Source organism: Nocardiopsis alba DSM 43377, from assembly GCF_000341225.1.
Lineage (GTDB): Bacteria > Actinomycetota > Actinomycetes > Streptosporangiales > Streptosporangiaceae > Nocardiopsis > Nocardiopsis alba.
The window spans coordinates 180,067-204,550 of record NZ_ANAC01000007.1; the positions used below are offsets into that span (position 1 = coordinate 180,067).

The following is a 24,484-nucleotide window of genomic DNA, read 5'->3' on the forward strand; positions in this document are numbered from 1 at the left end:
GCGTCCGCTACACCAAACGCGGACGCATGCGTTTCGCGAGCCATCGTGACATCGCCCGGGCACTGGAGAGAGCCCTGCGCAGGGCCTCCGTACCCGTGGCGTTCTCCGCCGGCTTCTCACCGCACCCCAAGATCTCCTACACCGGTGCGGCCCCCACAGGGGTCGCCAGCGAGGCGGAGTATCTTGAGCTCACCCTCGCCGAGGACCGCCGACCCGAACAGGTCAGGGACGCGATCGACGCGGCCATGCCCGAGGGCATCGACGTCGTCGAGGTCGTCGAGGCCCGTATCCCGGGTCTGGCCGATCGCCTCCAGGCCTCCCTGTGGCAGGTGAGGATGGACGGTGTCGACCCCGACGAGGCCACCCGAGCGGTGGACGCCTACCTGGCCACCGACAGTGTCGAAGTGGAACGGGTGACGAAGAAGGGTCGACGCCGGTTCGACACCCGCCCGGCCGTTCTCGACATCGACGTGAGCGGTGGGACCTCTGGGCGCGTCCCAGGGGAGCGACACGCGACATATGCCATACTTCGAATGGTCGTACGGCACACGACACCTGCTGTGCGACCGGACGACGTGCTGACCGGCCTTCGTCGACTGGCCGACCTCGCGCCGCCGTCATCTCCCATGATGACCCGGCTGGCGCAGGGGCCACTGGACGAGGTGACAGGTGCGATCGCCGACCCGTTCGACGCGGACCGGACCGAGGCTCCCACCAACGAGAGCACCGGGTCCGCGAACGATGAGACGAACGATCGACGCACCCGCGCACCACGGCCGTCACCGCCCATGACGGGCCCACGCCGATGAGTGGTCTTACGGCGGGGGACATGGGCGGAACCACAGGACTCTGCCCCGGCGGCACCCAGGTGCCGTCGGCGCTGACACAGCGACGACAGCTCTCGTGAGCCGCGCCGCGGGCCGTAAGGTCGCGGTGTGCCCGAGGGCTCTGACGGGAGACCGCCCGGATGCTCGACAACGAGCCCAACAACGGTGCCGAAGGCGCCGTGGGTACAACTGAAACAACCGAGAAGAAGGCGGCGACGCCCTCCAAGGGGGACGGCGGGGTCCGGGTCACCACACCCGCGCCCGCCAAGGGCGCTCGCCGCGCGGCGGGACCGCCCCCGGAACCGGACGAGGTCTTCACCCCGCCGGCCGCCCCGGTGACCACCCTCGCCGGCTCCGGTGAGGTGGGTACGGTCAAGACCTCGGTCCGGACCTCCACCTCGCGTAAGCGCACCGTGCGCGCCGCGGGTCGCCCCGAGGAGATCTCCGAGGCGGCGGCGGGAGGCCGCGCGTCCCGGGAGAAGGGACGCGTCGACTCGCGCGCCGCCGAGCCCGACGAAGGGTCGCGCAAGACCCGGGTCGAGGCGACCGAGGAGAAGGAGAACAGCGGCCGGAGCCGCTCTCGTTCCAGGACGCGCACCCGTGCGACCAAGAGCGTGGAGACCCCCGCGCCCGAGCCGGTCGAGGCCGAGGAGGACGAGACCACCCCCACCGCCGAGGCGGCGGGCGCGCTCTTCACTCCTCCCGGAGGCATGCTCTTCCAGCCCCCCGTGGCGCAGGAGAGCGCTCCGACCCGACCCCGCAAGGAGGTCGAGCCCGAACCCGAGCAGGTGGAGGAGCCCGAGGAGACCGAGCGGGCCTCCGCCGCCGAGGAGACCGGCGCCGAGGAGCGTCCCGGGCGTCGTCGGCGCCGTCGGGGCGGTCGTGGACGCGGCCGTTCGCGCGGCGCCGAGGAGAGCACCGAGGACGAGGAGCGCGGCGACGCCTCCGGCGAGACCGACACGGCCAAAGGCCGTGACAAGGACGACCGGTCCGCCTCCGAGACCGACACGGCCGACGACGAGGGTTCCGAGGACTCCGAGGACACCTCCGAGGACGGTTCGGAGCGCGGTAGCAGCCGTCGCCGCCGTCGTCGGCGGCGCCGTTCCGGCTCCGGTGGCGAGACCGCCGTGGACGACCCGCCCAACACCGTGGTCAAGGTGCGCGAGCCGCGCCAGGAGCGTCCCATCGAGGACGAGGTCCAGGCGGTCCGCGGCTCCACCCGTCTGGAGGCCAAGAAGCAGCGCCGCCGCGAGGGGCGTGAGCAGGGACGCCGTCGCGCCCCGATCGTGACCGAGTCGGAGTTCCTGGCCCGCCGCGAGGCGGTCAAGCGCGACCTGGTGGTCCGTCGGACCGGCGACCGTACCCAGATCGCGGTCCTGGAGGACGACGTCCTCGTCGAGCACTACGTCGACCGGGCCACCCACCGTTCCTACGTGGGCAACGTGTACCTGGGCCGCGTGCAGAACGTGCTGCCGTCGATGGAGGCCGCCTTCGTCGACATCGGCAAGGGCCGTAACGCCGTGCTGTACGCCGGCGAGGTCAACTGGGACTCCTTCGGTCTGGAGGGCCAGCCCAAGCGCATCGAGTCGGTGCTCAAGTCCGGTCAGTCCGTCCTGGTGCAGGTCACCAAGGACCCGATCGGCCACAAGGGCGCCCGTCTGACCAGCCAGATCAGCCTGCCCGGCCGCTACCTGGTGTACGTGCCCGGCGGTTCGATGACCGGGATCAGCCGTAAGCTCCCCGACAAGGAGCGCGCCCGCCTCAAGCAGATCCTCAAGAAGGTGATGCCCTCCGGCGCCGGCGTGATCGTTCGGACCGCGGCCGAGGGCGCCAGCGAGGAGGAGCTGGAGCGCGACATCACGCGTCTGGCCAAGCAGTGGGACTCCATCAAGCGCAAGTCCAAGTCGGCCGGCGCCCCGTCCCTGCTCAACAGCGAGCCCGACCTGACCGTCCGTGTCGTCCGCGACGTCTTCAACGAGGACTTCTCCAGCCTGGTCGTCTCCGGTGACGAGGCCTGGACCACCGTCCACGAGTACGTCGACTACGTGGCGCCCAACCTCTCCGAGCGGCTGTCGCACTGGACCGAGGACCGTGACGTCTTCGCGGCCTACCGGATCGACGAGCAGATCAACAAGGCGCTCGAGCGCAAGGTGTGGCTGCCCAGCGGTGGTTCGCTGATCATCGACCGCACCGAGGCCATGACCGTGGTCGACGTCAACACCGGTAAGTTCACCGGCCAGGGCGGCAACCTGGAGGAGACGGTCACCAAGAACAACCTGGAGGCGGCCGAGGAGATCGTCCGTCAGCTCCGGTTGCGCGACATCGGCGGCATCATCGTCATCGACTTCATCGACATGGTGCTGGAGTCCAACCGCGACCTGGTGCTGCGCCGGATGTTGGAGTGCCTGTCCCGGGACCGGACCAAGCACCAGGTGGCCGAGGTCACCTCGTTGGGCCTGGTCCAGATGACCCGTAAGCGGGTCGGCCAGGGGCTGCTGGAGGCCTTCTCGCACACCTGTGACCACTGCAACGGTCGCGGCCTGCTGCTCTCCACCGAACCGGTGGAGAACAAGGGCGGCGGCAACGGCGGTCGCAAGAAGAAGAAGGGCAAGGGCGAGGCCGACCAGGCCTCCGACAAGGCCGAGAAGACGGACAGGACCGAGAAGGTCGAGGAGCCCGTCGAGGACACGGCCGTCGCCGTGGAGACCGACGAGGCGCCCGCCGCGGACGAGGGACGCTCGGAGAAGGCCGACAAGCCCGCCAAGCGCACCCGGAGCCGTAAGGCCGCCGACAAGTCCGACAAGGACGCCGAGCGGGTCGAGGAGACCGCGGAGACGGCCGCTCCCGAGGGAACGGACGACACCGAGGTCGCGGCGGAGGCCCCCGCCAAGAAGACCCGTAAGCGCGCCTCCAGGGCGAAGAAGACCGAGGCGACCTCCCACGAGCCCACCGAGGCCGTGACGGAGCCCACCGAGGAGAAGGAGGCCGCCGGGGCCCCCTCCGAGGAGGAGGCCCCGGTCAAGAGGACCCGCCGGCGCACCACCACCCGCAAGACCGCCAAGGTCGACGCCGGTGAGGGTGAGCGGGCGACGGTGGAGGACGACTCGGACGCCTCCACCACACGGACGACCGCCGACGGTGACGCCGAGAGCGCCACCGAACGGCCCAAGCGCCGCCGTACGCGGCGGACCAGGACCGCGGTGTCCTCGCCCTCGGGCGAGACCACGGTCGACGCGGGCTGATACGGGCGGGACGACATCTGGTCCGGATCGGTGACGAACCGGTCCGGACCAGAGCATCTGTGCGGGCCTGTGTCGGGGCGATGGTAATCTGATGGACGGTGCGTCGGCGCGCCTCGAATGTTCGCGCGCCCCGAGACCGCAGTGCTCTCCATCAAGGTGGGTTTGTTTCCCTCAGATCCCCGCGCCCCGCTACAGGCGATTTGTGGATCGTGGCATCACGGTCCTGAGTGAGCGCATTATTCGTTGAGCGAGCAGGAAGAGAGTTCACCGGTGTACGCGATCGTGCGAGCGGGCGGCCGACAGGAAAAGGTGTCTGTCGATGACGTCCTGAACATCGACAAGGTCTCCGACGAGACCGGTGCCACCATCACGTGGCAGCCGATCCTGGTGGTCGATGGTGACAACGTCATCAGCGAGGCGGACAAGCTGAGCGGTTACACGGTCACCGCCGAGGTCCTCGGCGAGACCAAGGGCCCCAAGATCAACATCATGAAGTACAAGAACAAGACCGGTTACAAGAAGCGCCAGGGGCACCGCCAGAAGCACACCCAGGTGCGCGTCACCGGCATCGCGGCGAAGTAGGAGGCCTGGACACATGGCAAGCAAGAAGGGCGCTTCTTCCACCAAGAACGGTCGTGACTCGAACGCCAAGCGCCTCGGCGTGAAGCGCTTCGGCGGTCAGACCGTCTCGGCCGGCGAGATCCTCATCCGTCAGCGTGGAACCAAGTTCCACCCCGGTGCGAACGTGGGCCGCGGTGGCGACGACACGCTGTTCGCCCTGGTCGACGGCGAGGTCAAGTTCGGTAACTTCCGCGGCCGCAAGGCCGTCAACATCGTCCCGGCCGCGGTCTAGGTCGCGCCGGACGGCGATTTCTTCGGGGGCGGGCCAGGGAACACTGGCCCGCCCTCGTTGTTGTCACCAGGTGACACGTGTGCTGTACCGGCCCCGTCAGGAGACGGTGGCCACGATCAACGGGGAGAACAATGCCTGACTTCGTCGACGAGGCGGTCTTGCACGTCAAGGCCGGGAACGGCGGGCATGGCTGCGCCTCCGTGCATCGTGAGAAGTTCAAGCCGCTGGGCGGTCCGGACGGCGGCAACGGCGGCCGCGGCGGCGACATCGTCCTGGAGGTGGACGCGCAGGCCGCGACCCTCCTCGATTACCAGCGCAGGCCCCACCGCACGGCCCAGAACGGCACCCCCGGTCAGGGCGGCAACCGCGCCGGGGCCAACGGCGAGGACCTGATCCTGACCGTGCCCGACGGCACCGTGGTCACCACGCAGGCCGGTGAGTTCGTCGCCGACCTGGTGGGTCACGGCACCCGTCTGGTCCTGGCCCAGGGCGGCCACGGCGGCCTGGGCAACGCGGCGCTGTCCTCCAAGAAGCGCAAGGCCCCCGGCTTCGCCCTCAAGGGCGAGGAGGGCGAGGCCGTCGACGTGCGCCTGGAGATGAAGACCATCGCCGACGTGGGCCTGGTGGGCTTCCCCAGCGCCGGCAAGTCCTCCCTGATCGCCTCGATGTCGGCCGCGCGCCCCAAGATCGCCGACTACCCGTTCACCACCCTCGTCCCGAACCTGGGCGTGGTGGAGGCCGGGACCACCCAGTACGTGATCGCCGACGTGCCCGGTCTGATCCCCGGCGCCAGCGACGGCAAGGGCCTGGGCCTGGAGTTCCTGCGGCACATCGAACGCTGCTCGACCCTGCTGCACGTCCTGGACTGCGCCACCTATGAGGGAGGCCGTGACCCGGTCAGCGACCTGGAGGCCCTGGAGGCCGAACTGGTCGCCTACGGTGAGCGGACCGGTGTGGACCTGTCCGACCGCCCGCGCGTCGTCGCGCTGAACAAGGTGGACGTCCCCGAGGCCCGCGACCTCGCCGAGCTGGTCCGTCCCATGCTGGAGGAGCGCGGCTACAAGGTCATGGAGGTCTCCGCGGCCTCCCGTGAGGGTCTGCGCGAACTCTCCTTCGCCCTGGGCGAGCAGGTGGCCGCCGCGCGCGGCGCCGCCCCCGTGGCCGAGCCCACCCGGATCGTGCTGCGACCCAAGATGATCGGCGACACCCCCTTCGAGGTGGTCGCCCTGGGCGACAACGCCTTCCAGGTGCGCGGCGACAAGCCCACCCGTTGGGTGCGTCAGACCGACTTCTCCAACGACGAGGCCGTGGGCTACCTCGCCGAGCGTCTCAACCGTCTCGGTATCGAGGAGGCCCTGGCCAAGGCCGGCGCCACCCAGGGCGCCGAGGTGCACATCGGCACCGAGGAGGACTCGGTGGTCTTCGACTGGGACAACTCGCTCGACGCCGAGGCCGTCCCGTCCGGCCCGCGCGGAACCGACGCCCGGCTGGGCTGACCCGCGCGGGGACCGACCGCTCCACACCAGCCGGATCCACACAGGTAGCGCACGCGCCCGGGCCGGGCGCGTGCCACGGATGGAAAGCTCCTCGCGGTGCACAGCGCAGACACCCGACAGCAGTACGTCGATCCTCTGGAGGCGGACGGTCGCCGGGCCGTGGCCGAGGCCCGAAGGGTCGTGGTCAAGGTGGGATCGTCCTCACTGACCACCCCGGACGGTCTGATCGACGCCGGACGGATCCGCGACCTGGTCGCGGACCTGGCGGCCCGGCGCGCACTGGGACAGGAGGTGATCCTGGTCTCCTCCGGCGCGGTCGCGGCCGGTATGAGCCCGTTGGGGATGGCCCGCCGCCCCCGGGACCTGGCCGCGCAGCAGGCCGCGGCCAGCGTCGGTCAGGGGCTGTTGGTGGCGGCCTACACCGCAGAGTTGGCGGCGCACGGTCTCACCGCGGCCCAGGTCCTGCTCACCGTCGAGGACATGATGCGACGGGTCCAGCACCGTAACGCCCAGCGGACGCTGCGGCGGCTGCTCGACATCGGTGCCCTGCCGATCGTCAACGAGAACGACACCGTGGCCACCCACGAGATCCGCTTCGGCGACAACGACCGTCTGGCGGCCTTGGTCGCGCACCTGATGCGGGCCGACGCCCTGGTGCTGCTCTCGGACGTGGACGCCCTCTACGACGGGAACCCCTCCGAAGAGGGCACCTCGGTGGTGCGTCTGGTGCGCGACCGCTCCGACCTCGACGGCATCGACATCGGCGGCAGCGGCAAGCGCGGGGTGGGGACCGGTGGGATGGTCACCAAGGTCGACTCCGCGCGCATCGCCACCGAGGCGGGGGTGCCCACCGTGCTGACCTCCGCGGCCAACGCCCGCGCCGCGCTGGCCGGAGAGCGGGTGGGCACCTTCTTCGCCCCGGCCGACGGCCGTCGCCCCTCCGCCCGGCAGTTGTGGCTGGCCCACGCCACGGCGGGTCGGGGCAGTCTCGTCCTGGACCCGGGCGCGGTCGAGGCCGTGGTCCGGGAGAAGGCGTCGCTGCTGCCCGCCGGAGTGGTGAAGGTGTGGGGCGAGTTCAGCGCCGGAGACCCCGTCGACCTGCGCGACGAGTCGGGCGCGGTGGTCGCCCGAGGGCTGGTCAACTATGACGCGGCCGAGGTCCCCGACCTGATGGGACGCTCCACGCGTTGGCTGGCCCGGGAGATGGGTCCGTCCTACGAGCGTGAGCTCGTCCACCGCGACGACCTCGTCGTCCTCTGAACCGAACATCGCCGCCGCCCCTCCCCGGGACGGGGGAGGGGCCGCGGGGCGGGTCGTCCCGGGCCGTGTGAGGCTGTCGTCAGCACCGCCCGAAGGAGAACGATCCCCCGTGCCGAGCCCGTCCGTCCGAGCCCTGAACCTGCTCCTGCGCGCCACCCGCAAGCCGAGGATGGCCACCGAACGCGCCGCCCGCGCGCGCCTGGCCGGGTCCGAGGGGGTCGCGATCCCGCCGGGACTCCTCCTTCCGGGACACGTCGTGCGACGGCGCGAGGTGGCCGGGCGGTCGGTCTACACGGTCCTGCCGAAGAGGGGCGGGGTTCCGGAACGGGCCGTGCTCTACCTGCACGGAGGCGCCTACGTCGGCCCGATCACCCCGTGGCACTGGTGGCTGGCGGGACGGATGGCCGACCAGGGGACGCGGGTCGAGGTCGCCCTGTACGGCCTGGCCCCCGAGCACACCCACCGGGAGGCTCTCCCGTTCCTGGAGAGGGTGTACCGGGAACTGATCGACGCGGTGCCCGCGCGGAGGGTCGCCCTCGCCGGGGACTCGGCCGGTGGCGGTCTGGCCCTCGCCCTGGCCCAGCGGGTGATCGGTGCGGGGCTCCCCACTCCGGGACGGTCGATCCTCGTCTCCCCGTGGGTGGACGCCACCATGACCAACCCGGAGATCGCTGAGATCGAGCCGCGGGACCCCTGGCTGGCCTCGATCGGGCTACGGATCAGCGCCGAGGCCTGGGCGGGAGGGGACGACCCGTCCGTGCCCGAGCTCAGCCCCCTCCACGGTTCGATGGAGGGGCTGCCGCCCACCGACGTCTACGTGGGCACGCACGACCTGTTCCTCCCGGACGTGCGACTGGCCTGCGAACGGATGCGTCGGGCCGGGGTCCGGGTGGATCTGGAGGAGGCCGAGGGGCTCTTCCACGTCTATCCGCTGGTCCCGTGTCCGGAGGGCCGGCGGGCGCGCGACCGGATCCTGAGGCGGTTGCGGGGGCTGTGACCGGCGCTCAGGTGAGTCTGCGGACCACCGACAGGGGCAGGACCCGCATGGCGAACCCGATCGGCACCCACGGCCAGGCCGGAACGTAGGCCTTGGCCCGGCGCCTCTCGATGGCGGCGATCATCGAACGCACGCCCACCTCGGTGTCCACCATGAAACGGGTCCGCTGCCGTACGTGCTCGTTCATCTCCGAGCGGATGTAGCCGGGGTGGATCACGGACACGTCGACCCCGGGGATCCGCTCCGAGCGGACCCCCTCGGCCAGGGACGACACCCCGGCCTTGGTCGCCGAGTAGACCGTCATGGCCTTGCGCATGCCGCGCAACGCCGACATCGAGGAGATCATCACCAGGTGGCCCCGCCCTTGAGCGCGGAAGATCTCCAGGGCCGCCTCGGTCTGGGCGAGCGCGCCCACGAAGTTGGTCGTGGCGGTCCGCAGGTTGGCGTCGAAACGCCCCGTCCCGAGCGCCGCCCCCTTGCCGAGCCCGGCGTTGACGATCACCCGGTCCACGCCCCCGAGCTCCTCGGCGAGCGTTCCGAAGACCCGGAAGACCGCCTCGTGGTCGTCGACGTCCAGCGCCTCGATCACCACCCGCCGCTCGGGGTGGGCCGAGGAGATCTCCGACCGCAGCCCTTCCAGACGTTCCACGCGGCGCGCGCACAACCCCAGGTCGTATCCGAGCGCGGCGAAGCCACGGGCCATCTCCGCGCCCAGGCCCGAGGAGGCTCCGGTGATGATGATCGTTCCCCTGCCCATGAGCGTCCTCCGAGCGGTCGGTCCGGTAGAGCGTCGTTCGGCGCATCGTACGGGGCGGTCCCCGAGGCGCGCGCCCCGACCCCTCCCGGCCTCGGACGACGGAGGAGAGGGGAACGCCCCCGACCGCCCCCGGAAACGACCTAGGATGCGACCGTGAGCCAACAGACGACACAGCAAAGCGACCCCCATCCGAACGAGGGCGACGTCCGTGAGGTGCCCACCGGACGCAACGCCACCAAGCTCGTCTACGCGCCGGAGAAGGACGGACTCGCCGACGCGGGCGAGATCGTGTGGACCTGGGTGCCCTACGAGGAGGACGCCGGTCAGGGCAAGGACCGTCCTCTGCTCGTGATCGGCCGCAAGGGCCGGCGCCTGCACGGCCTCATGTTCTCCACCCAGCGCCCGGACGACCACGAGCGCCAGGACTGGCTGCCGATCGGCTCCGGCCCCTGGGACCGGGAGGGACGCGACTCCTACGTCCGTATGGACCGCCTCTTCGAGTTCGACGAGGCCGCCATCCGTCGGGAGGCCGCCGTGATGGACGAGGAGCTGTTCTGGCGGATCGCCGCCGTCCTGCGCGACCGCTACGGCTGGCGCTGACCGTGGGGGCGGCCCTTCCCGACGGGGGAGAGCCGTCCCACTCCGTGGACGATCCCGTGTGTTCTCCGGGAGTCCGCTATACGCTGGGATGATCCTCGATCCGGTGTCCCTTCGACGTGGCGGGCGACGCCGTTCACAGCGGACCTGAACTAGGAAAACGGGTAGATGACAGTCAACAGCGACATCGAGCGCGAGGTCCACGCGGTGGCCGAGCGCGCCGGGAACGCGGCGGTCGACCTCGCCACGCTCAGCCGTTCGGTGAAGGACACCGCCCTGGCGGCGATCGCCGACGCCCTGGTCAAGCGGGCCGACGAGATCACGGCGGCCAACGCCGAGGACGTCGAGCGCGCACGGCGGGACGGCACGAGCCCGGCCATGATCGACCGTCTCACCCTCACCCCGGCGCGGATCGAGGCCATCGCCGACGCGGTCCGGGAGATCGTCGAGCTGCCCGACCCGGTGGGCGAGTCGGTCCGCGGCGGTGTGCTCCCCAACGGTCTGGACCTGCGGCAGATCCGCGTCCCGCTGGGGGTCATCGGGATCATCTACGAGGGACGCCCCAACGTCACCGTGGACGCGGCCGCCCTGTGTCTCAAGAGCGGGAACGCGGCCCTGTTGCGCGGTTCCTCCTCCGCCTATGCCTCCAACACCGCCATCGTGGGGGTGCTGCGGGACGCGCTGGAGGGGACCGGGGTCCCGGTCGACGCGATCCAGATGGTCCCGGGACGTACCCGGGAGTCCTCGACCGCGCTGATGCGGGCGCGGGGGCTGGTGGACGTCCTCATCCCGCGCGGGGGTCGCTCCCTCATCCAGGCGGTGGTCCGCGACTCCACGGTCCCGGTCATCGAGACCGGCGAGGGGTTGTGCCACGTGTACGTGGACGTCGACGCCGACCTGGACAAGGCGGTGGCCATCGCGGTCAACGCCAAGGCGCAGCGCTGCTCGGTGTGCAACTCCGCCGAGACGCTCCTGGTGCACGACGCGATCGCCGAGGCCTTCCTGCCGAAGGTCCTGGCCGCGCTGGCCGAGGCCGAGGTCACCGTCCACGGTGACCGGCGGGTCCTGGAGATCGCCGAGACGCACCCGACGGGGGCGACGGTGGTCGAGGCCGACGAGGAGGACTGGGCCACCGAGTACCTGTCCATGGATCTGGCCGTGCGGGTGGTGTCCGACGTCGACGAGGCACTGGCCCACATCCGGACCTACTCCACCCGGCACACCGAGGCGATCGTCACCGATTCACTGAGCACGTCGCGCTACTTCGTGGCCCGCGTGGATTCGGCGGCGGTGATGGTGAACGCCTCCACCCGCTTCACCGACGGAGGCGAGTTCGGATTCGGGGCGGAAATCGGTATCTCCACCCAGAAACTGCACGCCAGGGGCCCGATGGGTCTCACCGAAATGACGTCGACCAAGTACGTGGTCACCGGGAACGGTCACGTGAGGTGAACAAGGGAATCGGGGCCGTGACGGTTCCGATAACGAGGGGTCGTCCGATGAATCGGGCGGCCCCTCCGCCTTTCCCCGTCGAGACGGGCCTCCTTCGAGGATCTCTTACACAACAGAGGTAACGCAGGTCACGCGTGTCACGACAATCGTTCTCCTGGTGGAAACCTGGACAGCAGCGAATCTTCTCTGACCAAGTATTCCCAAAGCGGGCATAGCTCGGTACTTTCACTGTGGTGTCAAACGGTGCTCTTCCCGCACTCGATTCAGGAGCGCCCTCCCCCGGTCACGACGAAAGGAAATCCCCCGAATGAAGCTCGGGAATAAGATCGCGGCGTCCACCGCCACGGCGGCCCTGGCCCTCGGAGGCCTCACCCTGATGGCGACCCCGGCCCAGGCCGGCCTGGTCACCCTGTGCTCCGGACACGGCGGCGCGGTCACCCTGCCCACGGACCTGAAGGTCCCGGCCGGAGCGAGCTGCTTCCTGGACGGCACCTCGATCAAGGGCGACGTCACCGTGGAGGGAGGAGCCAACCTCCACATCATCGGCGGCTCCATCGAAGGTGAGGTGTCCGTCGCCGACGACGCCTACTTCGACGCCTCCGACAGCGTCGTCGACGGCGACGTGGTCAGCGACGGAGCCTACGGAACCTACCTGGAGGACGGCACCTCGGTCGCGGCGCTGCGCGCTCAGGCCGCCGAGGGGGCCGCGAACGACGGCTTCACCTTCGTGGTCGACTCCTCCGCCGCCTCCGTGGACGCCACCGCCGGTGAGCTCTACATCAACGGCTCCCGCGTCGCCGGTCCGGTCAACGCCGACGGCGCCGTCTACGCCGACATCTACGACAGCGTCGTCCGCGGCGCCCTGACCGTCGCCGGCACCGAGCAGGGCGGCATCCTGTGCGACAGCGAGGTCCTGGGCGACGCCACCTACCGCGACGCCTCCGGTCCGGTCGCGGTCGGCGCCGGTGACAACGACACCTACTGCGCCTCCCTCAACTACATCGACGGCGATCTGTCCGTCACCGGTATCTCCGGCGGCGCCTACATCGACGACAACATCGTCGGCGGCGACCTGGTGGCCGAGAACAACACCCCGACCGCCCAGATCGGCGACAACAACCGCGTTCGCGGTTCCGTCATCACCCAGGAGGTCGCCATGCGCGCCCTCGCCGCCGAGGTGACCGCCGACTTCGAGGCCCACGAGGCCGAGCTGGAGGACCAGGTCGAGGAGGCCCGCGCCAAGACCATCGAGGAGGCCATGGAGGCCGGCCCCGCCTTCTAGTCACGACGGAGGCTCCGGGGCCGACCGTCGACCCCGCCTCTCACCGAAGCGCCGACGCCCCCTGGGACGTCGGCGCTTTCGTCGTCTCCGGGCCGGGCCTGGGCGTCCCGGACGCCTCATCCGTCCCCCCTCCCTCAGGGGCTCCGGACGTATATCGAACCCGTGACGACGGTCATGTTCGAGTGATAGGTTCGCCGCATGGCTGACACGCGACGTCTCGCCGTGGTCTCGGGCGGCTCCGGAGGTATCGGGAGGGCCGTCGTGCTCTCCCTCGCCGAGGCGGGGGACGAGGTGGTCGCCCTGGGGCGATCCCCCGAACGGCTCGCGGATCTGGCCGATACCGCCCGCGAGCGGGGCTTCCACGTCGCCACCCGCGTCGGGGACCTCACCGATCCGGCGACCGTCGAATCCCTGGCCGAGACCCTCGGCCCCGTCTCCGTCCTGGTCAACAACGCCGGAGACGCCCACAGCGCCTCTCTGGCCGACACCGACCTCGACCTGTGGCGGCATCACCTCGACGCCAACGCCACCTCCGCCTTCCTGCTCACCCGGGCGCTGTTGCCCGGCATGCTCCGCCGCGACCGGGGGCGGATCGTCTTCGTGGCCTCCACCGCCGCGCACACCGGCTCCCGCTACACCGCCGCCTACACCGCCGCCAAACACGCCGTCCTGGGGCTGGCCCGATCCGTCGCGGCCGAGGTCGCCGGCGGCGGGGTCACCGCCAACACCGTGTGCCCCTCCTTCGTCCGTACGCCCCTGACCGAACACTCGATCTCCCGTATCGCCGAACGCACCGGCCGCGACCTCGAACGGGCCGAACGCGCCCTGGCCGCCTCCACACCCCTGGGGCGTCTCATCGAACCGGAGGAGGTCGCGGCCGCCGTCGCCTACCTGGCGAGCCCTCTGGCCGGGGCCGTCAACGGCCAGACCCTCACCATCGACGGAGGAGACACACAACGATGAGCGGACACCGGGCCTCCGCGCCCTTCACCGAACAGTGGGACCACTTCGACCTGGAACGGGAGGGCGGCGTCGCCACCGTCACCCTGAACCGCCCCGAACGGCTCAACGCCCTCACCTTCGAGGCCTACGCGGACCTGCGGGACCTGCTCCTCGAACTGCCCCACCGCGACGACACCCGCGCGCTGGTCCTGCGCGGTAGAGGCCGGGGGTTCTGCTCGGGCGGGGACGTCGACGAGATCATCGGCCGCACCCTGGAGATGGCCCCCGACGAGCTCCTCGCCTTCACCCGCATGACCGGCGAGGTCATCCGGGCGATGCGAGAGTGCCCCGTCCCGATCATCGCCGGGATCCAAGGGACCGCCGCGGGCGCCGGGGCCGTCCTCGCCCTGGCCGCCGACTTCCGGGTGGCCTCGCGCTCGGCCCGGTTCGCCTTCCTGTTCACCAAGGTGGGCCTGGCCGGAGCGGACATGGGCGCCGCCTACCTGCTGCCCCGCGTGGTGGGTCTGGGCCACGCCACCCGGATCCTCATGCTCGGCGACACCGTCGACTCCGCCGAGGCCGAACGGGTCGGACTGATCGACCCTCCGGTCGAGGACGACGAACTCGACGCGGCCGTGGACCGTCTGGCCCGACGTCTGGCGGAGGGCCCCGCCTTCGCCTACGCCCAGACCAAGGCGCTGCTCTCCAGGGAGCTGGACATGAGCCTGTCCGGGGCGATCGAACTGGAGGCCATGACCCAGGCGCTCCTCATGCGAAGCGAGGACTACGCCGAGTTCCACGCCGCCTTCACCGGTCGGCGCGAACCCCGATGGAAGGGACGCTGATGGGATCCGTTCGACCGTCGTCCACACCGCACACCCTCGTCTCACCACCCGAACTCGGCCCCAACCCGGGGTTCGCCCAGGCCGTGGTGGCCGCGCCGGGGAGCACCGTCCACCTGGCCGGTCAGATCGCCTCCGGACCCGACGGGCGTCTGGCCGCCGAATCCCTCGCCGACCAGTTCGACCTGGCCCTGGCCAACCTCCTCACCGCCCTCCGAGCCTGCGGGGGAGCGCCCGAACACCTGGTCTCCCTCACCATCTACACCACCGACGTCCCCGAATACCGGCGGGTCAAGACCGAGATCGGTCGCGCCTACCGCGCCCACATGGGACGGCACTATCCCGCCATGGCGCTCGTGGGCGCCGCCGACCTGTTCGAACCGGGCGCCCTCGTCGAACTGGTGGGGGTGGGGGTGCTCAAGGGGTGAGGGTGGATCTCACGTGGTCCAGGGCGGGGGCGCGGAGCAGGGTGTGCAGGTCGGAGAAGACCCGGGCGGCGCGGCCCCCGGCCCAATCGTCGGGGAGCAGTTCGGGGGGCAGACCCGGATCGAGGAAGGGCGAGCGGCGCCAGGAGTCCACCGCGCGCAGATGGTCGGCGAAGGCCGCCCTCCGCCTGCGCGGACCCTCCTCGCCCCGGAGGCTCCGACGACGCCAGGCGGTCAACACCGGCTCGTGCTCGGTCAGGAAACCCTCGTGCATGGCCTGGAGCGCGGGCAGGTCCCACCAACGGGCCACGGCCTCCGACAGATCGCGAAAGCCCAGGTGGTCGGCGTGGAAGAGCTCGGCGTACCCCTCCATGTCCAGCTCGCGCAGGGTGGCCCGGGCCTGGTCGGTGGCGTGCGCCGGGGCCACCCACACCCCGGCGGCCGTGGTCCCGAACCCCGACCGGGTCAACCGTGAGCGCAACGCGTGCCGGCGGCTCCGCTCGGACTCGGGCACCGAGAACACCACGAGGACCCAACCGTCCTCGACCCGGGCGACCCGATGCCCGAAGATGCGGCGATCGCCCTCGGCGAGGATGCGCCGGCCCTCCTCCGACAACCGGTAGCCGGCGGCCCCGCCCAGGCGTTCGGACACCAGCAGGCCACGCCGTTTGAGACGGGAGACCGCGGAGCGTACCGAGGGTCCGTCGACGTCCAGATCGGCCATCAACGCGATGAGGTCGGCCACCCCCACCCATCCGCCCACGTCGCGGGCGTAAGTGCCGAAGAACGACACGATCAGGGAGCGCGGCCCTCGTAGGACCCGGTCGGTGTCGGAGGATCCGGACACCGCCTCTTCCCGTTCGCTGTTGGTGATCATGAGGACACGATATCCACTCGTGCGGAGAAGCCCCCTTTCCACCTGGCTTCGACCGTTTCCAGGGAGAAGCCGGACGGGAACTTCATATAGCTCTCTTGACGATCGTCACGTCGAGGATGCATCGTCGAGGAGGGGGAACAGGAACCCGAGAGAGTCGAGGTCGCCCATGGGGCTCCCACCGAACGACGACGACCACGAGTTCGCACGGTGGGTCGCGGAGCGCGCCGCCGGACTCGACACCGTCCCCCCACGAGAACCCGGCCGCGTCGACCGGGACCTGCTCCGGCGTCTCGGCGCGTCCGGTCTGCTCCCCGCGCTCTTTCCCGGTACGGCCGACGGCGGACCGCTTCGTGAGGCCCCGGCCACCCGGCTGTGCCTGCTGCGGGAACACCTGGCCCGGGTCGACACCCACGCCGAGACCGCCCTGGCCCTCCAGGGGCTGGGCACCTATCCGCTCCTCCAATCCGGCACCGAACGGCAGCGTCGACGTTGGGTGCCCGAGGCGGCGGCCGGTCGCGCGGTGGCCGCCTTCGCCCTGACCGAACCCGACGCGGGCTCCGACGCGGCCGCCCTGGCGCTGCGGGCCGAACCGTTCGGCGACGGTCGGCGCCTGTACGGCGAGAAGACGTGGATCTCCAACGCCCCCGACGCCGACTTCTACACCGTCTTCGCCCGCACCACCCCCGGTACCCGGTCGCGGGGCGTCACCGCCTACTGCGTCCCCGCCGACCGTCCCGGCCTCCACGGCACCCCGTTGGAGATGCTCTCCCCGCACGCCCTGGGCCATCTGGTCTTCGATGGGGTCGAGGTCGGCCCCGAGGACGTGATCGGTGTCCCGGGGCAGGGGTTCGCCGTGGCCATGCGCACCCTGGACCTGTTCCGGCCCAGTGTCGGCGCCTTCGCCGTCGGCATGGCCCGGGCCGCCTTGGAAGCGGCCCGGGAGCACACGGGGGACCGTCGGGCCTTCGGCGGCCCGCTCTCCGGCCTCCAGACGGTCGCCCACACCCTGGCGGAGATGGCCACCCGCACCGAGGCCGCCCGCCTACTGGTCTACGCGGCGGCCGCGGAGTACGACGCCGACGGTCCGGAGGTCACGCTCAAGGCGGCCATGGCCAAGCTCTTCGCCACGGAGGCCGCCCAGTACGTGGTCGACTCCGCCGTCCAACTCCACGGGGCCCGTGCCCTGCGCCGGGGCCACCTGCTCGAGCACCTCTACCGGGAGGTCCGCGCCCCTCGGATCTACGAGGGCGCCTCGGAGGTCCAGCGCCAGATCATCGCCCGTCACATGTAGCCCGCCCCGCTGTCGCACCCCGAGCCCGGAGGTCCAGCCATGTCGAACCCGCCCGTGACCGCGCACGAGGACACCTTCACCCGCGACCACCTGCCGCCTCCGGAGCGGTGGCCGGTCATCGAACCCCTGGAGTACCCGGAGCGGATCAACTGCGCGGAGGAGCTGCTGGACGGCACCATCGGGCGGTACGGCGCGGATCGGCGCTGTGTGGTCGGTGCGGACGAGGAGCTCACCTACGGCGGGCTGCGGGACCGGGTGGACCGTATCGCCCACGTACTGGTCGCCGAACAGGGGGTGAGGCCGGGGGAGAGGGTGCTGCTCCGCGGCCCCAACTCGCCCTGGCTCGCCGCCTGTTGGCTGGCGGTGCTCAAGGCCGGGGGAGTGGTCGTCACCGTCCTGCCGGTCCTGAGGGCCGGGGAGCTCACCACCATCCTGCGCGCGGCCCGGGTCGCCCACGCCCTGTGCGACGTGGGCTGCCGGGACGACCTCGACGAGGCCGCGCGCTCGCTGGGCGCGGACGCCCCCGCCACCCTCGTCTACGGCGGTGAGGGCGACGAGGACCTGACCGTGAGGGTCGCGGGACGTCCGGGACGGTTCGCAGCCGTTCCCACCGCGGCCGACGACGCCTGCATGATCGCCTACACCTCCGGCACCACCGGGACGCCCAAGGGCTGCGTGCACTTCCACCGCGACGTGCTCACCATCGCCGACACCTACTCGGCCCGGGTGCTCCGACCCACCCCCGACGACCTGTTCGCCGGGAGCCCGCCCTTCGCCTTCACCTTCGGTCTGGGCGGGCTCCTGATCTTCCCGTTACGCGCCGGGGCCGCCACCGTCCTGTTGGAGCGCCCCCGCCCCGAGGCGTTGATGGACGCGGTCGTCGACCACGGCGTCACGGTGCTGTTCACCGCCCCCACCGCCTATCGGACCATGCTGGCCGGGCGCGCCGGACGCGACCTCTCCTCCCTGCGCCGCTGCGTGTCGGCGGGCGAACACCTGCCGGCCGCCACCTGGCACGCCTGGTACGAGGCGACGGGGGTGCGGCTGCTCGACGGCATCGGCGCCACCGAGATGCTGCACATCTTCCTCTCCTCCGACGACGCGCACATGCGTCCGGGCTCCACCGGCCGCCCGGTCCCCGGCTACACCGCCGCGGTCCTGGACGACGAGGGGACGCCGGTCCCCGACGGCGAACCCGGACACCTGGCGGTCCGGGGCCCCGTCGGCTGCCGCTACCTGGACGACGACCGGCAGACCGAGTACGTCCGCCACGGATGGAACCACACGGGGGACACCTACGTCCGCGACGAGGACGGCTACTTCTGGTACCGGGCGCGCAGTGACGACATGATCGTCTCGGCCGGCTACAACATCGCCCCCGCCGAGGTCGAGGAGGCGCTGCTCTCCTCGCCCGAGGTGGTGGAGGCCGCGGTGGTCGGGGTGGAGGACCCCGAACGCGGGCCGATCGTGCGCGCCTACGTGGTCCTGGAACCGGGGATCGAGGCCGACGACGGGACGGCCGAACGTCTGCGCGAGCACGTACGGTCCCGGATCTCCCCCTACAAGGCGCCGCGCTCGGTGGTCTTCGTGCCCGCTCTGCCGAGGACCCCCACCGGCAAGCTCCAGCGCTTCCGGCTGCGGGAGGAGACCCCGTGACCGAGGACCTCCGAGGGAACATCGACGATCGGGAGGGCGGAGCGATGCGCGTCGCGTGTATCGGCGGAGGTCCCGCCGGACTGTACTTCGCGGCCCTGGCCCGGCGGCTCGGCGTGGGCCACGAGATCACCGTCTACGAACGCAACGCCCCCGACGACACCTTCGGGTTCGGCGTGGTGCTCTCCGACGAGACCCTCGGCGGGATCGAGCACGCCGACCCTCGGATCTACCGGGAGATGGCCGGGGAGTTCGCGCGCTGGGACGACATCGACGTCCACATCGACGGCACCGTCACCACGTCGGGGGGACACGGTTTCGCCGCGATCGGCCGGCAACGGCTCCTCCGGATCCTGCGCGCCCGTTGCGCCGAACTCGGCGTACGGATCCTCACCCGCACCGAGGCCCCGCCCGCGGCGGAACTGGCGGCCGAGTACGACCTCGTGGTGGCCGCCGACGGGGTCAACAGCCTCACCCGGAGCACCTACGCGGACCATTTCGGGACCACCCTCGAACAGCGCCACAACCGGTTCATGTGGCTCGGCACGGACCTGGTCCTGGACGCCTTCAACTTCCACGTCCTGCGCACCCCGTACGGGATCGTGCAGGCGCACGGCTACCCCTACTCGCGGGAGCGCAGCACGTTCATCGTGGAGATGGCGGAGTCGGTCTGGGAGGCCGCCGGGTTCACCGATCCGCGCACGGCCCCGGGGCGGAGCGACCTCGACTCGATCGCGCGCTGCGAGGAGCTCTTCGCCGACGTCCTGGGCGGGCACCGACTGCTGCCCAACAACTCCCACTGGCAGCGTTTCACCACCGTGCGCAACCGCACCTGGCGCCACGGCAACATCGTGCTCCTGGGCGACGCCGCCCACACCGCGCACTTCTCCATCGGCTCGGGGACCAAACTGGCCATGGAGGACGCCCTCGCCCTCACCGCCTGCCTGCGCGAGAACCCCACCGTCGAGACCGCGCTCGCCGCCTACGAGGACGAACGCCGCCCCGTCGTGGCCGGTGTCCAGCGCGCGGCCCAGGCCAGCCTGGAATGGTTCGAGGGCATCCACCGGCACGTCGACGCCGACCCGCACGCGTTCGCCTTCGACCTGCTCACCCGTAGCCGCCGGGTCACCTACGACAACCTGCGGATGCGCGATCCGGGGTTCGTCGCCCGCGTCGACGAGCTCTTCGCCCGCGAGGCGAACCCCGCCGACCCCACGCCGCGTCCGCCGATGTTCCACCCCTTCCGCCTGGGCGGGCTGGAGCTGGACAACCGGGTCGTGGTCTCGGCCATGGACATGTACTCGTCCATCGACGGAACCCCGGGCGACTTCCACCTCGTCCACCTGGGCGGGAAGGCGCTCGGCGGGGCCGGGCTGGTGATGACCGAGATGGTGTGCGTCTCCCCGGAGGCCCGCATCACACCCGGATGCGCGGGCATGTACCGGCCCGAACACGAGGCGGCCTGGCGTCGCGTCACCGACTTCGCGCACACCCACAGCCGGGCCCGGATCGGTGTCCAGCTCGGCCACGCCGGACGCAAGGGAGCGACGCGTCTGATGTGGGAGGGCATCGACCGGCCCCTGCCCGAGGGCGGCTGGCCCCTGGTGGCCCCCTCGCCCCTGCCCTACCGGGAGGGCGTCAACCAGGTGCCGCGCGCGTTGGACCGGGCCGCTATGGACGGGATCCGCGACGACTTCGTCGCCGCCGCCCGGGCCGCCGACCGGGCCGGTTTCGATCTGCTCGAACTCCACTGCGCCCACGGCTATCTGCTCTCCTCCTTCCTGTCCCCGATCACCAACCATCGGGACGACGCCTACGGGGGCGATCTCACCGGGCGGCTCCGCTACCCGGTGGAGGTCCTGTCCGCGATCAGGGAGGCCTGGCCCGAGCACAAGCCCCTCTCCGTGCGCATCTCGGCGACCGACTGGGTCGAGGACGGCACCACCGCCGAGGACGCCGTGGAGATCTCCCGCGCCCTGGTCGCGGCGGGGGCCGACGTCATCGACGTCTCCACAGGACAGGTCACCCCCGACGAAAGTCCGGCGTTCGGGCGCAGCTATCAGGTGCCTTTCGCCGAGAGGATCCGCCGGGAACTCGGGGTCCCCGTCATCGCGGTCGGCGCCATCTCCTCCCACGACGACGTCAACTCCACGATCCTGGCCGGCCGCGCCGACCTGTGCGCCCTGGGCCGGCCCCATCTGTACGACCCGCACTGGACCCTGCACGCCGCCGCCGAACGGGACTACTCGGGTCCCGGGGCGACCTGGCCGACCCCGTTCCGGGCGGGGAGCCGCAGACCCCCCACCGGCCGCACCGACTCCCCCCGCCCCCGGCTGGAACTGCTACGTTCCTCCGACAGGGACGACGCCGCCCGGCACCGGCGATGGCGACCGGACACCGTGCGAAGCGCCCCGGAACCCCGAGGGAGCGAGGAAGAACGCGATGGCGACCGCCTACGGTGAGCACTCCAGCCAGATCGTCCACCGCCGGGACCCCGAGGCCTCCTCCGGGCCGGTCCCGGTCGCGGTCCTGCTCCACGGGGGCTGGTGGCGCGACCTCCACGACGCCCGTCTCATGGACCCCCTGGCCCGGGACCTGGCCGCCGCCGGGTGGGCGGTGTGGAACGTCGAGTACCGCCGGACCGGAGCGGACGGAGGGGGCTGGCCGCAGAGCGTCGACGACGTCGCCCGGGCCCTGGACCTCCTGGCGGAGACGGCCGAACGGGAGGAGGGGCTGGACCTCTCCCGGGTGGTGGCCGTCGGACATTCCGCGGGCGGCCATCTGGCCCTGCTGACCGCGGCGGACTCGCCGGTCGCCTCCGTGGTGGCGCTGGCCCCCATCACCGACCTGCGCCGCTGCGCCGAGGCGGGCCTGGGGGAGGGGGCCGTCGAGCCCTTCCTCGGGGCCGACCCCTCACCCGAGGAGTACGCCGAGTCCTCGCCCCTGCACCGGCTGCCCCTCGGAATCCCTCAACTGATCGTGCACGGGGACGCCGACCAGCGCGTCCCGGTCGAGCACAGCCGCGACTACGTCGACGCGGCCCGCCTGGCGGGCGACCCGGTCGACTATCGGGAGATCCCCGGCGAGGACCACTTCGCCGTCGTCGATCCCACGAGCGTCGCCTGGCGCACCGTACGCGAGGTCCTGGGGCCCGTCGGGGGCCGCTGACGCGAAGGGGCGGGCGGTCCCCCCGGACCGTCCCGCCCCGATCGGTGCCCGGTGGCCCCCGGGGTCGCCGTCAGTTGCTCTCCCCGCCGCCCTGGGTCGAGCCGTTCTGGCCGCCGCCGTTGCGCCAGCGGTCGGCCACCGAGTCGAAGAGTCGGCCGCCCGCGCGCCCGGCGCCGTCGGCCACCCCGCGCAGGGTGGTGACCAGCGGGTCGCTGGTGCGGTTCCACTCCTCCCGGTAGGAACGGGCCGCGTGACCGGCCTCCTCGGTGACCTTGGTGTCGCGGTCGGAGGAACGGCGCGGGTAGTCGCCGTCGATGATCCTCTGGTAGTCGCCCTTCTCGACCCAGCGGTGCAGCTCCGCCACGCGGACCACCGCGAACGGGTGGCTGGCGGGCAGGGTGGTCATCAGCTTGAGGACGCTGTCGACGGCGTCGCCGCCGCCCTCGTACTCGCGCGCCTGCTCCATGAACGCGTCGGGGTTCATCTGGGACAGGTTGGAGCCGCCGGCGAGCTTCATCAGGGCCCGCTTGGCCGCGTCCGGGTTCTGGCAGGTGAGCAGACCGGCCCGGTCGCTGGAGAGCTCGGACTTGCGCTGCCATTCCCGCAGCCCGGACAGGATCGCCTGGATGGCGATGGCGCCGAGCGGGATCCACATGATCTTGGTGGACAGCCACACCAGCAGGAGCAGGAGGGTGCGGTAGAGGGAGTGACCGCTGAGGACGTGGCCGACCTCGTGGCCGATGACGAACCGCTTCTCCTCGGCGTCGAAGAGGTCGAACAGCCCGGTCGTCATGACGATGAACGGCTTCTTGCGCCCGATCGCCATGGCGTTGGGCTGGGGGTCCATCTTGACGTAGAGCTCGGGCACCTCGTCGAGGTCCAGGACGTAGGCGGCGTCCCTGAGGTAGTCGTGCAGCTCCGGGAACTGGGTGGGGCTCACCCGCACGGCGCTGGAGAGGAACATGAGGCGTAGGGTGCGCTCGTTGATCCGACCGAAAAGGGACTTGACGAGGGTGTCGAAGCCCGTGAGGGACCGCAGAGCGACCAGCGCGCCACGGTCGGCGGGGTGCTCGTAGGCACGCGGCGAGATCTCTGAGAGCCGGACACGGACGCGATCTGGTGAGTTGGCCATATCGGCATGCTATGCGTCACGATGCGGCTTGGCCACGGTTTACGCCCAACGAGATATGACGCGTTCGTGTGTGCTCGCTCGGAGAGCGGGGAAGGAAGCCGGCGGACTCCTTGTTCGAGCGGTTGCGGGAGGCTTCGCGAAAAGTCCACCTCCTCGGGTGTTCCGCGTCGGCTAATCTCGGTTGGCCGAAACCGGAAACCACGGCAGCGACCACGGCGAAACGGAGCGCACAGTGACGGACCAGGCCACGGGTGCCCACCCCGAGGGGGGTTCCCTCGCGCGTCGGGGCGGCTCCGCTCCGACCAAGGTCGGCATCATGGGCGGCACCTTCGACCCCATCCACCACGGGCACCTCGTGGCGGCGAGTGAGGTCGCCCACCTCTTCGGGCTCGACGAGGTGGTCTTCGTGCCCACGGGCCAGCCCTGGCAGAAGGACCTGGACAAGGTCACGCCCTCCGAGGACCGTTACCTCATGACGGTCATCGCGACGGCGGAGAACCCCCAGTTCAGGGTCGACCGGGCCGAGATCGACCGTTCGGGGCCCACCTACACCCTGGACACCCTCCGACAGATGAGGGCCTCCTACGGTCCCGACGTGGAGCTGTACTTCATCACCGGGGCGGACGCGCTCGGCGCCATCCTCAGTTGGCACAACGTCGACGAACTCTTCGAGCTCGCGCATTTCGTAGGCTGTAACCGGCCCGGACACCATCTCAGCGACCCTGGCCTGCCCAAGGGCAAGGTCTCCCTGGTGGAGGTCCCCGCGCTCGCCATCTCCTCCACAGAGTGTCGCGAACGCGTTCGCAAGGGCGAACCCATCTGGTACCTGGTACCCGACGGCATCGTCCGATACATCAACAAGACCGGGCTCTACCTGGAGTCCTGAGCCGCGGACCGCGGACCCGACGGGTTCACGGATCGCCGCCGGTCGACACCCGATCAAGTAAGGCAGCAAGCACAACGTGACAGCCACCGACAGGGCAGTGGAACTCGTCCAGGTCGCCGCAGAGGCCGCCGCCGACAAACTCGCGCAGGAGGTCATCGCCTACGACGTCAGCGAACAGCTCGTCATCACCGATGCCTTCGTCCTGTGCTCGGCGCCCAACGACCGCCAGGTCCGCGCCATCGTCGACGAGGTCGAGGATCAGCTGCGCATCAAGGCGGGCGCCAAGCCGCTCCGCCGCGAGGGAGAGCGCGACGGGCGCTGGGTCCTGCTGGACTACAGCGAGATCGTCGTGCACGTCCAGCACGAGGAGGAGCGCGGGGTCTACGGCCTCGAGCGCCTCTGGAAGGACTGCCCCGAGATCGACCTTCCCGAGAAGTCCCGGGGCGCCGAGCGCACCCCTCTGGACGAGCAGTAGGAGATCGCGGCCCTGGGCCGCCGGAGGAGA

The 24,484-nt window shown here is 71.1% G+C and carries 22 protein-coding genes; 19 read left to right on the forward strand and 3 right to left on the reverse strand.

The genetic code is table 11. The annotated features are described in order from the left end of the window. Window positions 1-26 precede the first annotated feature (26 nt). The 7 genes from D451_RS0106055 to D451_RS0106085 all read left to right on the forward strand — a co-directional run bounded on the left by D451_RS0106055 (window position 27) and on the right by D451_RS0106085 (window position 8,675). Window positions 27-809 carry a TIGR03936 family radical SAM-associated protein gene (locus D451_RS0106055; RefSeq protein WP_014910759.1) on the forward strand — a complete coding sequence of 261 codons (783 nt, stop codon included), beginning with the start codon at window positions 27-29 and terminating at the stop codon, window positions 807-809. A gap of 158 nt (window positions 810-967) precedes the next feature. After that, entirely contained in the window at window positions 968-4,069 is a 3,102-nt protein-coding gene (locus D451_RS0106060) for an Rne/Rng family ribonuclease (RefSeq protein WP_017533779.1), read from the forward strand. A gap of 270 nt (window positions 4,070-4,339) precedes the next feature. After that, on the forward strand, window positions 4,340-4,651 hold the full coding sequence (gene rplU, locus D451_RS0106065) for a 50S ribosomal protein L21 (protein ID WP_014909257.1): 312 nt from the start codon (window positions 4,340-4,342) through the stop codon (window positions 4,649-4,651). Window positions 4,652-4,664: 13 nt separating this feature from the next. Next, window positions 4,665-4,922, forward strand: a complete 258-nt coding sequence (rpmA, locus tag D451_RS0106070; RefSeq protein ID WP_014909492.1) for a 50S ribosomal protein L27 — start codon at window positions 4,665-4,667, stop codon at window positions 4,920-4,922. A 131-nt stretch (window positions 4,923-5,053) separates the two neighbouring features. Further along, window positions 5,054-6,418: a GTPase ObgE gene (gene obgE, locus D451_RS0106075; protein WP_014909836.1), complete on the forward strand. Its 1,365-nt coding sequence runs from the start codon at window positions 5,054-5,056 to the stop codon at window positions 6,416-6,418. Window positions 6,419-6,514: 96 nt separating this feature from the next. After that, window positions 6,515-7,678: a glutamate 5-kinase gene (proB, locus tag D451_RS0106080; protein ID WP_017533780.1), complete on the forward strand. Its 1,164-nt coding sequence runs from the start codon at window positions 6,515-6,517 to the stop codon at window positions 7,676-7,678. A gap of 109 nt (window positions 7,679-7,787) precedes the next feature. After that, window positions 7,788-8,675 carry an alpha/beta hydrolase fold domain-containing protein gene (locus tag D451_RS0106085; RefSeq protein WP_017533781.1) on the forward strand — a complete coding sequence of 296 codons (888 nt, stop codon included), beginning with the start codon at window positions 7,788-7,790 and terminating at the stop codon, window positions 8,673-8,675. 7 nt (window positions 8,676-8,682) lie between these two features. On the opposite strand, the gene D451_RS0106090 is transcribed toward D451_RS0106085, so the two are convergent. Next, window positions 8,683-9,432 carry an SDR family oxidoreductase gene (locus tag D451_RS0106090; protein ID WP_017533782.1) on the reverse strand — a complete coding sequence of 250 codons (750 nt, stop codon included), beginning with the start codon at window positions 9,430-9,432 and terminating at the stop codon, window positions 8,683-8,685. 153 nt (window positions 9,433-9,585) lie between these two features. Here D451_RS0106090 and D451_RS0106095 point away from each other — a divergent pair, with 153 nt between their 5' ends. The 6 genes from D451_RS0106095 (at window position 9,586) to D451_RS0106120 (ending at window position 14,975) form a co-directional block, all read left to right on the forward strand. Beyond that, the gene (locus tag D451_RS0106095) at window positions 9,586-10,032 is read left to right on the forward strand and encodes a type II toxin-antitoxin system PemK/MazF family toxin (RefSeq protein ID WP_014910596.1); all 447 of its coding nucleotides are present in this window, start codon (window positions 9,586-9,588) and stop codon (window positions 10,030-10,032) included. Window positions 10,033-10,197: 165 nt separating this feature from the next. Beyond that, window positions 10,198-11,481, forward strand: coding sequence for a glutamate-5-semialdehyde dehydrogenase (locus D451_RS0106100; RefSeq protein WP_017533783.1), 1,284 nt, complete (start codon window positions 10,198-10,200; stop codon window positions 11,479-11,481). Between the two features lie 307 nt (window positions 11,482-11,788). Continuing rightward, window positions 11,789-12,763, forward strand: a complete 975-nt coding sequence (locus D451_RS0106105) for a hypothetical protein (protein WP_017533784.1) — start codon at window positions 11,789-11,791, stop codon at window positions 12,761-12,763. Between the two features lie 198 nt (window positions 12,764-12,961). Further along, window positions 12,962-13,726 (forward strand): SDR family NAD(P)-dependent oxidoreductase, encoded by a 765-nt coding sequence (locus D451_RS0106110; protein ID WP_017533785.1) that lies wholly within the window; start codon window positions 12,962-12,964, stop codon window positions 13,724-13,726. Beyond that, window positions 13,723-14,550, forward strand: coding sequence for an enoyl-CoA hydratase family protein (locus D451_RS0106115; RefSeq protein WP_017533786.1), 828 nt, complete (start codon window positions 13,723-13,725; stop codon window positions 14,548-14,550). The genes D451_RS0106110 and D451_RS0106115 overlap by 4 nt, the downstream gene beginning before the upstream one ends. Further along, window positions 14,550-14,975 carry a RidA family protein gene (locus D451_RS0106120; protein WP_017533787.1) on the forward strand — a complete coding sequence of 142 codons (426 nt, stop codon included), beginning with the start codon at window positions 14,550-14,552 and terminating at the stop codon, window positions 14,973-14,975. Before D451_RS0106115 ends, D451_RS0106120 begins: the two co-directional genes overlap by 1 nt. Here the strand turns inward: D451_RS0106120 and D451_RS0106125 are convergent. Further along, on the reverse strand, window positions 14,965-15,849 hold the full coding sequence (locus D451_RS0106125; protein ID WP_017533788.1) for a PaaX family transcriptional regulator: 885 nt from the start codon (window positions 15,847-15,849) through the stop codon (window positions 14,965-14,967). The genes D451_RS0106120 and D451_RS0106125 overlap by 11 nt on opposite strands. Before the next feature lie 166 nt (window positions 15,850-16,015). On the opposite strand from D451_RS0106125, the gene D451_RS0106130 reads away from it, so the two are divergent. From D451_RS0106130 to D451_RS0106145, 4 genes are read left to right on the forward strand one after another with little or no spacing between them, the layout of a single operon-like run. Further along, window positions 16,016-17,140: an acyl-CoA dehydrogenase family protein gene (locus tag D451_RS0106130; protein ID WP_017533789.1), complete on the forward strand. Its 1,125-nt coding sequence runs from the start codon at window positions 16,016-16,018 to the stop codon at window positions 17,138-17,140. A 39-nt stretch (window positions 17,141-17,179) separates the two neighbouring features. Further along, window positions 17,180-18,796: an AMP-binding protein gene (locus D451_RS0106135; protein ID WP_017533790.1), complete on the forward strand. Its 1,617-nt coding sequence runs from the start codon at window positions 17,180-17,182 to the stop codon at window positions 18,794-18,796. Between the two features lie 44 nt (window positions 18,797-18,840). Next, window positions 18,841-21,255 (forward strand): bifunctional salicylyl-CoA 5-hydroxylase/oxidoreductase, encoded by a 2,415-nt coding sequence (locus D451_RS0106140; protein WP_026124860.1) that lies wholly within the window; start codon window positions 18,841-18,843, stop codon window positions 21,253-21,255. Further along, entirely contained in the window at window positions 21,236-21,961 is a 726-nt protein-coding gene (locus D451_RS0106145) for an alpha/beta hydrolase family protein (protein ID WP_017533792.1), read from the forward strand. The genes D451_RS0106140 and D451_RS0106145 overlap by 20 nt, the downstream gene beginning before the upstream one ends. 70 nt (window positions 21,962-22,031) lie before the next feature. Here the strand turns inward: D451_RS0106145 and D451_RS0106150 are convergent, their stop codons facing one another. After that, entirely contained in the window at window positions 22,032-23,093 is a 1,062-nt protein-coding gene (locus D451_RS0106150) for a M48 family metallopeptidase (protein ID WP_014908890.1), read from the reverse strand. A gap of 232 nt (window positions 23,094-23,325) precedes the next feature. Here D451_RS0106150 and nadD point away from each other — a divergent pair, with 232 nt between their 5' ends. Further along, on the forward strand, window positions 23,326-23,979 hold the full coding sequence (gene nadD, locus D451_RS0106155) for a nicotinate-nucleotide adenylyltransferase (RefSeq protein WP_017533793.1): 654 nt from the start codon (window positions 23,326-23,328) through the stop codon (window positions 23,977-23,979). 76 nt (window positions 23,980-24,055) lie between these two features. Beyond that, entirely contained in the window at window positions 24,056-24,454 is a 399-nt protein-coding gene (gene rsfS / locus D451_RS0106160; RefSeq protein ID WP_026124861.1) for a ribosome silencing factor, read from the forward strand. Window positions 24,455-24,484: the final 30 nt, after the last annotated feature.

What these genes read in the sequence shown, in the direction of transcription:
- D451_RS0106110 (WP_017533785.1), top strand. Translation starts at nt 12,962, where the DNA reads ATGGCTGACACGCGACGTCTCGCCGTGGTCTCGGGCGGCTCCGGAGGT.
- D451_RS0106150 (WP_014908890.1), bottom strand. Translation starts at nt 23,093, where the DNA reads ATGGCCAACTCACCAGATCGCGTCCGTGTCCGGCTCTCAGAGATCTCG.
- D451_RS0106090 (WP_017533782.1), bottom strand. Translation starts at nt 9,432, where the DNA reads ATGGGCAGGGGAACGATCATCATCACCGGAGCCTCCTCGGGCCTGGGC.
- D451_RS0106060 (WP_017533779.1), top strand. Translation starts at nt 968, where the DNA reads ATGCTCGACAACGAGCCCAACAACGGTGCCGAAGGCGCCGTGGGTACA.
- D451_RS0106120 (WP_017533787.1), top strand. Translation starts at nt 14,550, where the DNA reads ATGGGATCCGTTCGACCGTCGTCCACACCGCACACCCTCGTCTCACCA.
- D451_RS0106140 (WP_026124860.1), top strand. Translation starts at nt 18,841, where the DNA reads ATGCGCGTCGCGTGTATCGGCGGAGGTCCCGCCGGACTGTACTTCGCG.
- D451_RS0106055 (WP_014910759.1), top strand. Translation starts at nt 27, where the DNA reads ATGCGTTTCGCGAGCCATCGTGACATCGCCCGGGCACTGGAGAGAGCC.
- D451_RS0106105 (WP_017533784.1), top strand. Translation starts at nt 11,789, where the DNA reads ATGAAGCTCGGGAATAAGATCGCGGCGTCCACCGCCACGGCGGCCCTG.
- D451_RS0106115 (WP_017533786.1), top strand. Translation starts at nt 13,723, where the DNA reads ATGAGCGGACACCGGGCCTCCGCGCCCTTCACCGAACAGTGGGACCAC.
- D451_RS0106145 (WP_017533792.1), top strand. Translation starts at nt 21,236, where the DNA reads ATGGCGACCGCCTACGGTGAGCACTCCAGCCAGATCGTCCACCGCCGG.
- obgE (WP_014909836.1), top strand. Translation starts at nt 5,054, where the DNA reads ATGCCTGACTTCGTCGACGAGGCGGTCTTGCACGTCAAGGCCGGGAAC.
- D451_RS0106135 (WP_017533790.1), top strand. Translation starts at nt 17,180, where the DNA reads ATGTCGAACCCGCCCGTGACCGCGCACGAGGACACCTTCACCCGCGAC.
- rpmA (WP_014909492.1), top strand. Translation starts at nt 4,665, where the DNA reads ATGGCAAGCAAGAAGGGCGCTTCTTCCACCAAGAACGGTCGTGACTCG.
- D451_RS0106130 (WP_017533789.1), top strand. Translation starts at nt 16,016, where the DNA reads ATGGGGCTCCCACCGAACGACGACGACCACGAGTTCGCACGGTGGGTC.
- D451_RS0106100 (WP_017533783.1), top strand. Translation starts at nt 10,198, where the DNA reads ATGACAGTCAACAGCGACATCGAGCGCGAGGTCCACGCGGTGGCCGAG.
- D451_RS0106125 (WP_017533788.1), bottom strand. Translation starts at nt 15,849, where the DNA reads ATGATCACCAACAGCGAACGGGAAGAGGCGGTGTCCGGATCCTCCGAC.